Raw genomic sequence first — 11,358 nt, forward strand, 5'->3', positions numbered from 1 at the left:
GGTAGCAGGGTTTGAAACTATTACTGTTAAGTCTAATGAGGACGGCTTAGTAGACTTAGAGGATCTTCGTCGTGTTGCTGGGCCAGATACAGCTGCCTTGATGCTTACTAACCCTAACACGTTAGGTTTATTTGAAGAACATATCCTAGAGCTAGCAGAAATCATTCACGGGGTAGGCGGTAAGCTTTATTACGATGGTGCCAACTTAAATGCCGTTATGTCTAAAGCGCGACCTGGAGATATGGGCTTTGACTGTGTTCATTTAAACTTGCATAAGACGTTTACTGGCCCTCATGGTGGTGGAGGTCCGGGTTCTGGACCAGTTGGAGTGAAAGCGGATCTGATTCCTTTCCTTCCAAGTCCAGTTCTTGTAAAAGAAGATAACAAATATACGTTTGACTATAACCGTCCACAATCTATTGGCCGAGTGAAACCGTTCTACGGTAACTTTGGTATCAATGTGCGTGCGTACACATATATTCGTTCTATGGGCCCAGATGGTCTAAAGGCAGTAACAGAATACGCTGTATTAAATGCTAACTATATGATGAGACGCTTGGAAGCTTATTACGACCTTCCATACAACCGTCATTGTAAGCATGAATTCGTATTAAGTGGACGTCGTCAGAAGAAATTAGGCGTTCGTACATTAGATATGGCTAAGCGTCTGTTAGACTTTGGTTATCATCCACCAACAATCTACTTCCCATTGAACGTAGAAGAAGGCATGATGATTGAGCCTACTGAAACTGAATCCAAAGAAACGTTAGATGCATTCTGCGATGCAATGATTCAAATTGCTAAAGAGGTTGAAGAAAACCCAGAAATCGTTCAAAATGCACCACATACAACCGTGATCAATCGTTTAGACGAAACAAAAGCTGCACGTAAGCCAGTACTACGATACACTAAAGCATAATGAAAAGTGCGATCCTTAAGGGTCGCACTTTTTTCTATGGCTATGTTAAAAGGAAGGTTAATTGGTTTAAATGGTATGGTGGTGACATGTAGGCTAATAGGCTACATCTGACATCTGTTTAAAAAGTACGTTTTATCATTAATGCAGTATAAAGATTAGTGGAAGTCTTATAGATTAGTTTAAAAATAAATTATATTTGCGATCAGTTTCGAAGTTAAATTGAAATTCTTTATTCAATTAATGGATGCTTTACATCAAGAAAGGGTAAAGCTTTTTTTTATTATAATATCGTCGTCGGTTAGTAATAGAAGGATTTTGTTTTTGATTTTGAATAGCTTAAGAATAACATATGTAACTTTTGGATATTTGTATCGACTGATAAAGAAAGGGGGGAGGGATCTAATTGAACGTCAAGATAGTAGTTTATTTCTTGTTGCTTAATACACTCATAATGGGATGTTCGAGTAAGGAAGAAAGAATTGAAAACCTTAATAATGACAAAGGTACAGTAGAAAATAAAATGACATCCAAATCACCCCCGAGTTTAACAATCTCGATTGGCGAAGAGGTCATTAGAACATTTTTACTCGGTTACTCTTGGAGTTATTACGACGAAAATGAAGGCTCCATGGCTGCCATAGAGAAAGAAACTATGCCTCCACTAAGTTTAGGAAATATCGATAAGGTAACGAATGTAGATCCCAATTCAGAGGTTACACTAAAATTTGAAAGATCTCCAACAGAGTATCAGTTCATAATATGGGAATCGGAACATAATATAACTGGTACTTATGAGGAATTAGATCTTTCACAGCTCAAAGGGAAAGTTATATTCCAGGTCTTAGCGAACTGGGAAGAAGGAAAGGCAAGCTATTTTTTCTACTTAAATATCCAATGACTTCAATTAACCGGTGCGTTAGTGAAATAAAACCATTAAAGGTTTTTTGCATTTGTGTTGAATAAGTTAAATTTGGTTCAAGAATAAAAAATGGTAAGGTGAAAAGTGGAGTTAATATTGTGTAATATCATAAAAATGTAATTGGAATTGTAGCTATATTGCTTATTATGATTTGGGATTTTAAAGAATGCTACTGAATAGTATGCCTAACATATGAATTTCACTAACAGAGGCGTTACTTCAAGAAAGAGTGAGTCCTTTTTCTTGTTAGTTTAAAGTCGCGGATTATTGAAATAGGAAATAAGAATAGAGAATAAACATGGAGGATTAGGATTTTTTTCAAACATGTAATTATTAGGGGAGTGGTGATTAACATTGATATTAATCAAAATGTAAAAACATCAGGTGCTTACGTTTTATATCGGGGGTTGTTTATTTTTCAGGTTGGTCCTACAAAAGAGGCAGATAAACTTGGGGTAGTTAGACTCGGTGGTCATAAAGAATTTGAAGAAAACGCATTACAGACAGCTAGACGTGAAGTTTTTGAAGAGGCTTCAATGAAAATAACTCCACTAAATTCTCCAGTAACATATCATATAAGTGAGTGGGGAAATAAGCCTGCCATAATAAAGCTAGGCGAGGAAATTGCTCCAATTTTAGTTATAGGAAATGAAGAAGAATCTTTGTCAATTATGTATCTTTCCTACTCTGAGAATGAACCAAATCCCTCTTCAGAAACGAATGGACTTTTACTACTAACTCCAAAAGATGTTCATTTTATCTGTAATAATAAAATTACTTTAAGTGATTTTATGAAACAAAATGGAAAAGCAATCTTAAAAGGAAATATAAATAGAGATTTGCTTTTAACACCTTTTCCTCAACTATTGTTTCTTTCAAAATTGTTAAAAGAACATTCAGGTTTATTCATCATAAAATAATAAGGATGTTTGCCAAACTATACACTTAAACTTTGGGTGCTTTACTTCCAGAAGGAGTAAGCCCTTTTTTATTGAGCTAAAGTTATAGGTCTTGATTTTCTTATTATTGGTGAAGTAAATAGAATCTTCTATATTTGAAACTAATTCGCTATTTTCTTCGTAGCAATAATAAAAGTTATAAATGCGAAAGGAAGATATCATGATGAACCTAGAAGAGTATAAAAAACGAGCAGCGGAACAAGAGGATTGGTCTCCAGGATGGGATGCAATAGATAGAGTCTTTGAGGAGTTGTATCCGAATCAAGAGCCGGCTCATTTTGGGACAGATTTACATGCTCGTGCTTGGTTAGGCGGGGACCAATATATTGATGGATATAGTATTTATCAGTCACCTAATGGGTACAAGCATATGGTGACTTATGGGATGACCGACTTGTATGTGAATGATCAATCATTCGGTGGTAAATGGAATGGCTGGGGATATGAAATGACAATAAAATTGGCAGAGGAAAATGTAGAGGATTGTTTATGGGCCGTATCCATGCTTTCTAATCTTGCCCGCTATACGTATACGCAGAAAAAACCTTTTGAGCCATTTCAGTATGTTGCTGGCAATGGGGGTTCCATCCATATTGGAGTAGACTCTGCAATTACAGCGTTACTTGTTTTGAGTGACCCAGAGGTCTCAGGGGTGGATAGCATCCATGGTAGAGTCGACTTCCTTCAATTGGTTGGAATCACTCAGAGGGAATTAGAAACATTAATAGAGGATCCAAGTAAGGTAGTGCTTCTTTCGGAGAGAATGAAGAAAGATAACCCTTATTTCATTACAGATATGAAAAGAACTCAGTCGTATATTTAATATACCGAGTCAACTATAAAAATAGCAATTTACAACTAAACAAAAAGATAGTATATAAATAAAAAACAAATATTTAACATATTTGAAACTTTTAGCTAAATAGGTTCGTATATCCTTATAGAGCGATAGAAGAGGTCTACCTAGGGGGAACAATATGCACAGATGGATTAATTTATTAGGTAAATTTCTTTTAGGTATTATTGGGATTGTTTTAATTAGCTGTGTTCCCATTGTTTTGTTTCAAGTAGGTAGCCTCTTTGATTTTTCTTTCTATTTACGAACAATTTTTAAGGTATGTAAAAGTTTGTTTTTACCGTCTGAATGGCATCTTAGCTATCTCGTAATGCAAACAATGGAGATTATTCCGATTAGCATATCGGAATACTTGAAGGGTCCTTATTTGTATTCTATGACTATACTGATAGTCTCTTTGTTGTTCTCCTTGTTCATTTCATTTATATTAGCTATTTTTACGACTATTTCAAATGGCCCGGTCCAAAAGCTTTTACTACAATTTGCAAATATACTAAGCGCGATTCCTGATTTTGCATACATATTTCTTATCCAATTAGCCGTAGTTCAACTGTATACGATGACAGGTTTACGAGTTCTTTCTTTTTATAGCCTAGGAGGAGAAAGGGTTTATGCGGCTCCTATCATTTGCCTATCGGTGATACCAGCCATTTTGTTTTTTAAATTATTGGTGCTTTTATTTAAACAAGAGCTGGACCAGCCATATGTAGAGCTTGCTAGATCCAAGGGGCTTTCTAATCTGGAGGTGCTGATTAAGCACTGTACCCGTAATGTTCTGCAGAGTGTCTTCTTTCAATCAAAATCAATTGTCTGGCTTACATTGTCCTCTTTGTTCATAGTAGAGTATCTTTTTGGGATAGAAGGGATTCTACACTATTTAACGAATGATTTTAGTCCAAAGGGTATTACTTTTATATTACTATCGATATTCATACCATTTTTTCTATTCTATTCCGTTGTTGAAAATCTGGTCAAAAGGGGTCGACAGGAAAAAAGCGTTCTGTTTGAAGGGTTGCGAGTGCCATTCTTAGATCGACTGCAGTGGAAAGCAATTTTTCGATACAAAACTAAGGCACATACACGGAGCTTCCATATATTCTCCAGGCATCGTCTGAATATAACAATTCCTGCATTAATAATTGTTGGACTATTCAGTGTGTCCGTTGCCTATTATTTTATCTTTCATGACTATGTAGAGCAGGTAAATTTTTTATATGACGAGAACGGTAGGCTTATCGGAAGGCCACCACTGCCTCCATCTAGTAGTATTATTTTTGGTACAGATCCATACGGATATTCTATTCTTCAGCAACTGCTTGTTGGAACAAAATATACGATTGGTATGACTGTGTTAATCGCGACTATCAGAGTAGGCGGAGGGTATTTACTAGGAATTGTATATGCGTTCTTTTTGAACGATAAATGGAGGAAGGTAATAAACAGTATCGCGGATGGTATGCACTTTTTACCTTTAACATTATTAATGTTTATTTTACTGTTACCAATTTTAACTATTTCAACAAGTGGCTTAGAAACAACCTTAGGAGAAAGGCTTTTCATCCAAGTTTTTATCATGTCCGTGTTAGTCCTTCCTATAACTACTAGTCTTATAGGGAATGAAATGAATGAGGCAATAAAAAAAGAATATGTGCTAAGTTCTGCTGTAATGGGCGGATCATTAATATGGGTTATTCTGAAGCATATCAACCCACAAATAGGAAGAAAACTTTGGTTATATTGGTCTCAGCATGTAGTACAAGTACTTCAAACACTTGTGCATTTAGGGGTTTTATCTATTTTTGTCGGTGGAGCGATAAGCTTTCCAGATAGTGCTAGACTTTCTCCAGTCATTTACGAATTATCTGGAATGATATCTATTGCAAAGGAAGTATTTTTAACGAGACAACTATGGCTGATTCTACCACCATTAGCTATATTTATGCTGCTTATCTTTTGCTTTCAGAAGATAGCAGAGGGCTTCACAGAAAAAGAAATGCAGTTAGGTATACAAAAGAAACGGCGGGAGTTTAAATGGCTTTATACTACAAGGAAGATGGCGAACAAAATGAACAAATAATTTTCTTTCTACATGGTGGCGGAGTCGGAGGCTGGATGTGGGACGAACAGGTTCTGTACTTTAAAGAAAAATATCATTGTATAGTACCTGATCTCCCAGGGCATGGTCATAGTAGGGAGACTGATTTTGTCTCTATTAAAGATTGCGCATTTCAACTACTCCACTTACTTGAGGAGAAAAAAGAAGATAAAAAGATAATAGTCGTGGGATTTTCACTTGGTGCCCAAATTGCTATTGAAATGCTTAGTCAGTCCCCCAATTTAATCGATTATGCAATGATTAACAGTGCTCTCGTAAGAAAAGTACCGTTTGGAAAGGAAATGGTTAAACCTACTATAAAGTTAACATATCCTTTGATAAAATATAGATTCTTTTCCAAGCTACAAGCTAAACAATTGTATATTGGTCCAAACCTTTTTGAAAAGTACTTTAATGATAGTAATCGAATGTCTTTAGATACATTGACAATGGTTCTAGAAGAGAATATGTCTTTTCAAGTACCAGATTCATACTCTGACGTAAAAGCTGGGCTTTTAATAACAGTAGGCGAAAAAGAAAGAAAAGTGATGAAAAGATCAGCAATTGACCTTTTAAGCAAGCAAGACAGGGCTCAGGCAATTACGATCACTGGTCTTGGTCATGGAATTCCAATAGCAGCTCCTGAGTTTTTTAATGATATATTAGAAAACTGGTTAGAAGGTGCAGGAGTACTTCTAAACACTAAAGTGATAACGACATGTTGAACTAACAATGGAGCTTCTTTAACAAGAAATTACATACTCTAGTAAGAAAAATGACTGTTAGAATGTTTCATTACATCCCAATACTATTCAGAATTTTTATTAACGTAAAATTCTTCTAATATATAGAAGAAACTCAATATTTCTTTAAATTAAAATTTAATTGTCGTATGGTTTTTTCCTTAAATGTTATCTAAAAAAAGTAAAAACACTCCCTTTTTTATTGTTGGGAGTGTTTTACTTTTTTTAAAAACCAATAGAATGATTGTCTTCTTCCCAGTCATTTTTTATGGTTCGTTTATTTTGTTTAATCAGCTCGTCGATCCGTGTTTCGTATTCCAGCTTGCCATCATAATGCCAATTTAGTGCAATAGACATGTACAGCTCGTTTAATTGAGAAACGGATAAGCCTTTTGAACGTTTAGCTATATCTACTAAGACGTCGTCAAAAAGAATCTTCTTTATATCAAGCTTACGTAAATAATTTTCTCTCACTTGTTGGGGTGGTGAAGGAATTTCATATGCACGATCGAATCTTCCGGCACGGTTGATTAATGCTGGATCAATCTTTTGTGGGTAGTTAGTTGTTCCAATGATAAATAGACCCTCTCGAGATTGTGTTCCGTCTAATGTGTTTAAAAAGACAGATCTTGTATATTCAGGCATCGAGTCAATATCCTCAATCACCAGAATCGCTGGGGCTAATCTAGAAACAATTCCAAAAACCTCTTGGATGGAGTGACTTCCTGTGAATTCAGTGATTTGCCAATACACAACTGGGGCATTAGTAGATCCGGTTATAGATTTAACTAATGTAGTCTTTCCATTACCAGGAGAACCATATAGTAAGATCCCTCGTTTGTATGGGAGGCCATAATCCTTGAAAAAATGTCCATCCTCTTTGAAAAATTCATCGATTGAACGAAAAATATCTTGTTTAATATGATTCTCTAGTAAAACTTCTTCTCGTGGAACGACTGCTTGTTCACTATATTTTCTTCGTTGCACACCGTGCTCTGTGTCTACTAAAAAAGTAACGGACTGCATAAGAAGCTCACGAAGCTTTTCATTTATCTCTTCTAAAAAGAATAGGGCAGCTTTAGGTGAAGTTGAAAAGAAGAAGTATTCCGGCCAAGAGTTTCCTTCAGAGTAGTTAAATGCCATTGTGATAGCTACTTGATAATCTGGAAACAAAACGAGTGTATTTTCAAATGTACTCACAATTTCCAAATGGTTTTCCATGGAAAGTAAGGATTTGCTGGAGATTTTACTTAAAGGCTTAGTGTCGTAAATATTTGCCAAAACTTTATAAGTAATCAGTTGATGTTCCATCATTTCGATTAGACTAGTATCTAATTGATTAAATTGATTGTCAATGTTGACTATTTGCCAGTTGCCTGCCTGTTCTTCATTTAAAAGATTAGTGATTCGTCTTGTTAGAATGGCAAAATCCTCATAACTTGGATGAATCTCCCGAAATTGTTCTTCATGGGAAAATAATACTTTCATAGTAGTTCATGCCCCCTTAGTGTAAGCTCTAAACAAAAAAGGTTCCTCTTGTTAAGAAGAACCTTATGTTATACTATTTAGATTTGATTTTGCCGGTCCAGCCTTTAAAGCCGCCTTGTAACTGGTTAAGTTGCGTATGACCTTTTTTCTTTAAGAACATAGCTGCACGTCCACTTCTTGCACCATTTTGACAATACAGATATACTGGTTTGTCTGGGCGAATTTCTTTGTGGCGTTGTCTTAACTGTGAGGAGGGAATATTTCTTGCTCCAAGGATATGGCCACCATCAAATTCTTTAGGTTCGCGTACATCGATTAATTGAGCTTTACGATAGCCCTCGATGAATTGCTCCTGTGTAAGGTTTGTAACTGTTTTCTTTAGTCGGTATGCTGAAATTCCAGCATAAACTAATAATACGACCAATATTGCTATAATAATATAAAGAGTCTCTAACACGGTCTTTCCCCTTTCTATACTTCCATTATCTATTATAAAAGATTTGCTAGATACAATTCAATCATTTTGGTAAAATGAATAGCGTTGTTAGGGGGGAGAAAGTTTGAAAAAGACAAAATGGTATTTTATTGATTCAGGTCCGTGCGCCCCGTCCTATAATATGGCGCTTGACGAGGCCCTTTTAGATTGGCATAGTGAAGGGTTGATTCCACCAGTGATTCGATTCTATGAATGGAATCCTGCAACTCTATCGATTGGTTACTTTCAATCGGTAGAAAAAGAGATAGATATGGAAGCAGTTAAAAGGCTCGGTTTAGGATTTGTCCGCAGACCGACGGGAGGACGAGGAGTTCTTCATGAACATGAACTTACATATAGCGTGATTGTTTCGGAAAACTATCCAGATATGCCAGCAACAGTGACAGAAGCTTATCGAGTGATCAGTGAAGGTCTATTAAAGGGATTTCAAAGTCTTGGATTAGAGGCTTATTTTTCTATTCCTAATACTCCAGATAAACTGCAAGCCTTAAAAAGTCCGAAGACTGCTGTTTGCTTTGACACACCAAGCTGGTATGAGCTCGTAGTAGAAGGCAGGAAAGTAGCTGGAAGTGCTCAAACTAGACAAAAAGGTGTTATACTTCAGCATGGTGCAATTCTTTTAGACTTAGATGATGAAAAACTTGTACAGACTTTCAAATTTTCTTCCGATGAAGTCCGGGAAAAAGTGAAAAATAGTATTAATCAAAAAGCTGTTGCTATAAACAAATTATTACAAAAATCGATATCAATAGACATATGTAAGGGTGCTTTTAAAAAGGGATTTTCCGAAGCCTTAAACATTGAATTGGTGCCATTTCATTTAAATAATGAACAAAATGAATACGTGAAAATGCTGGAAAGACGGCGTTATGCTAATGACGACTGGAATTTTAAAAAATAAAAGTATGAAAGACATATGGAGAATATGAGGTATAGGAATTAATACTTAAAAATTAATTTGAACAACTAAATTGCTTTACACCTCTATATGTAGTGCCGTATGATAAATGAAACTACTACATCTTGTGTCAATACGAGTTGTAGAAAGGAGGAAAAGAATTGGTAACTACTACAAATGAATCTCAAATAAAATTAAATGTAAAAGAATTAAATCACGATATCGAATTATTTCCTCAAGTACATCCAATAACAGAAGATATGAATCTAACACACAAAGGTGTATCACGTTTGGTGATGATTGATCGATATTCATTCAAGGATACCGAAAAGAAAACACTAAAAGTAGGGGATTTTGTCGTTTTAACGGTGAAAGAAGACCCTAAATTTCCTGCACGAGGTCTTGGTTATATAGTTTCCATTAACCAGGAAGATAAAACGGCAGAAGTTTTAATCGAAGAAGATTATCGTAGTGCAATCGATGATAGTACTAAAGTCAAATCAGGAATCGTACGCCGCCCTTTAAGTGTTATTGAAAAACCTTTGGAGGTTTTCTATGAGCAAATTGCTAAGCGTAATGCTACTGGACTAGCTTCTGTTGAAGTGACAGAAGAAAAAAGAGCAGAATGGTTCGAAAAGTTCTATCAGCAATTAGTATCACTTAAATTTATCCCAGCTGGACGAGTGCTATATGGAGCAGGTACGGGTACAGATGTAACTTACTTTAATTGTTACGTTATGCCGTTTGTTGCTGACTCACGTGAAGGGATCAGTGATCATCGAAAACAAGTGATGGAGATCATGAGTCGTGGCGGTGGAGTTGGAACAAACGGTTCTACATTACGTCCTCGTAATACTTTAGCTCGAGGAGTTAATGGTAAGTCTTCAGGGTCTGTTTCTTGGTTAGATGACATTGCTAAGCTGACACACCTAGTGGAACAAGGCGGTTCAAGACGCGGTGCGCAAATGATTATGCTTGCAGACTGGCATCCAGACATCGCAGAGTTTATCATTTCTAAAATGCAAAACCCACGTATTCTTCGCTTTTTGATTGAGAACACAAATGATGAAACAATCAAACAACTTGCAAAGGACAAGCTTAAGTTTAAGCCGCTAACTGCACAAGAGGAAGCAATGTACCAAGGAATTGTAAACTATCAACACATCCCTGGTTTAGGTGGATTCAGCGATGAAATCATACGCGATGCGCAAACGAAACTAAGAGATGGCGGAACTTTTTCTGTTCACAATCCGGAGTTTTTAACAGGAGCGAATATTTCTGTAACTTTAACTGAGGATTTCATGAAAGCTGTAGAAAAAGATGAAGACTTCGCTCTTCGCTTCCCTGCAACAGAAACTTATACAGAAGAAGAGATGGCTTTTTATAACGAAAATTGGCACAAAATTGGTGATGTTCGTGAGTGGGAGCGTATGGGCTACAATGTTCGTACATATCGCACAGTGAAAGCGAAAGAATTGTGGAACTTAATCAATATTTGTGCAACTTATTCTGCTGAGCCAGGCGTATTCTTTATCGATAATGCTAACGAAAAAACAAATGCAACTGCATATGGTCAAAAGGTTGTTGCAACAAACCCATGTGGAGAGCAGCCACTTGCTCCGTATTCAGTATGTAACCTTGCAGCAGTCAACCTAGCTCAGTTTGCTAACAAAGATACAAAAACAGTTGATTTTGAAGCATTAAAAGAAACTGTTCGGGTTGGAGTTCGTATGCAAGATAACGTAATCGATGCTACGCCTTATTTCTTAGAGGAAAATAAAGTTCAAGCACTTGGTGAAAGACGTGTAGGTCTAGGAGTCATGGGATTAGCTGACCTTTTAATCTATTGCCAAAAAGAATACGGCTCAGAGGAAGGAAATCTTCTTGTTGATAAAATCTTCAAGACGATTGCTATAGCTGCTTATGAAACATCTGCAGACCTAGCAAACGAAAGAGGTAGCTTCCCGTTCTTGACTGGAGAAACA

The 11,358-nt window shown here is 36.3% G+C and carries 10 protein-coding genes; 8 read left to right on the forward strand and 2 right to left on the reverse strand.

What is annotated here, in order from left to right:
- The 6 genes from gcvPB to AC06OU_RS08620 form a co-directional block, all read left to right on the forward strand.
- A partial coding sequence (gene gcvPB, locus AC06OU_RS08595; RefSeq protein ID WP_475855212.1) for an aminomethyl-transferring glycine dehydrogenase subunit GcvPB occupies positions 1 to 919 on the forward strand: 919 nt, incomplete at its 5' end.
- A gap of 403 nt (positions 920 to 1,322) precedes the next feature.
- Positions 1,323 to 1,817: a hypothetical protein gene (locus tag AC06OU_RS08600; protein WP_475855213.1), complete on the forward strand. Its 495-nt coding sequence runs from the start codon at positions 1,323 to 1,325 to the stop codon at positions 1,815 to 1,817.
- A gap of 374 nt (positions 1,818 to 2,191) precedes the next feature.
- Positions 2,192 to 2,758: an NUDIX hydrolase gene (locus AC06OU_RS08605; RefSeq protein ID WP_475855220.1), complete on the forward strand. Its 567-nt coding sequence runs from the start codon at positions 2,192 to 2,194 to the stop codon at positions 2,756 to 2,758.
- 199 nt (positions 2,759 to 2,957) lie between these two features.
- Positions 2,958 to 3,620 carry a suppressor of fused domain protein gene (locus AC06OU_RS08610; protein WP_475855214.1) on the forward strand — a complete coding sequence of 221 codons (663 nt, stop codon included), beginning with the start codon at positions 2,958 to 2,960 and terminating at the stop codon, positions 3,618 to 3,620.
- A 154-nt stretch (positions 3,621 to 3,774) separates the two neighbouring features.
- Positions 3,775 to 5,730, forward strand: a complete 1,956-nt coding sequence (locus AC06OU_RS08615) for an ABC transporter permease subunit (protein ID WP_475855215.1) — start codon at positions 3,775 to 3,777, stop codon at positions 5,728 to 5,730.
- Positions 5,685 to 6,473: an alpha/beta fold hydrolase gene (locus AC06OU_RS08620; protein ID WP_475855216.1), complete on the forward strand. Its 789-nt coding sequence runs from the start codon at positions 5,685 to 5,687 to the stop codon at positions 6,471 to 6,473. The genes AC06OU_RS08615 and AC06OU_RS08620 overlap by 46 nt, the downstream gene beginning before the upstream one ends.
- Before the next feature lie 243 nt (positions 6,474 to 6,716).
- Here the strand turns inward: AC06OU_RS08620 and AC06OU_RS08625 are convergent, their stop codons facing one another.
- Positions 6,717 to 7,979, reverse strand: coding sequence for an ATP-binding protein (locus AC06OU_RS08625; RefSeq protein WP_475855217.1), 1,263 nt, complete (start codon positions 7,977 to 7,979; stop codon positions 6,717 to 6,719).
- Positions 7,980 to 8,052: 73 nt separating this feature from the next.
- A complete protein-coding gene (locus AC06OU_RS08630; RefSeq protein ID WP_169358126.1) occupies positions 8,053 to 8,436 on the reverse strand; it encodes a rhodanese-like domain-containing protein in 384 nt (127 codons plus the stop codon).
- A gap of 103 nt (positions 8,437 to 8,539) precedes the next feature.
- Between AC06OU_RS08630 and AC06OU_RS08635 the strand changes: the two genes are divergently transcribed.
- Positions 8,540 to 9,376, forward strand: a complete 837-nt coding sequence (locus tag AC06OU_RS08635; RefSeq protein ID WP_475855218.1) for a lipoate--protein ligase family protein — start codon at positions 8,540 to 8,542, stop codon at positions 9,374 to 9,376.
- A 158-nt stretch (positions 9,377 to 9,534) separates the two neighbouring features.
- The coding region (locus tag AC06OU_RS08640; protein ID WP_475855219.1) for a vitamin B12-dependent ribonucleotide reductase at positions 9,535 to 11,358 on the forward strand (1,824 nt) is incomplete at its 3' end.

Source organism: Psychrobacillus sp. (assembly GCF_056205495.1).

Coding starts and splice junctions, on each gene's coding strand:
- AC06OU_RS08610 (WP_475855214.1), top strand. CDS start 2,958: ATGATGAACCTAGAAGAGTATAAAAAACGAGCAGCGGAACAAGAGGAT.
- AC06OU_RS08615 (WP_475855215.1), top strand. CDS start 3,775: ATGCACAGATGGATTAATTTATTAGGTAAATTTCTTTTAGGTATTATT.
- AC06OU_RS08620 (WP_475855216.1), top strand. CDS start 5,685: ATGGCTTTATACTACAAGGAAGATGGCGAACAAAATGAACAAATAATT.
- AC06OU_RS08625 (WP_475855217.1), bottom strand. CDS start 7,979: ATGAAAGTATTATTTTCCCATGAAGAACAATTTCGGGAGATTCATCCA.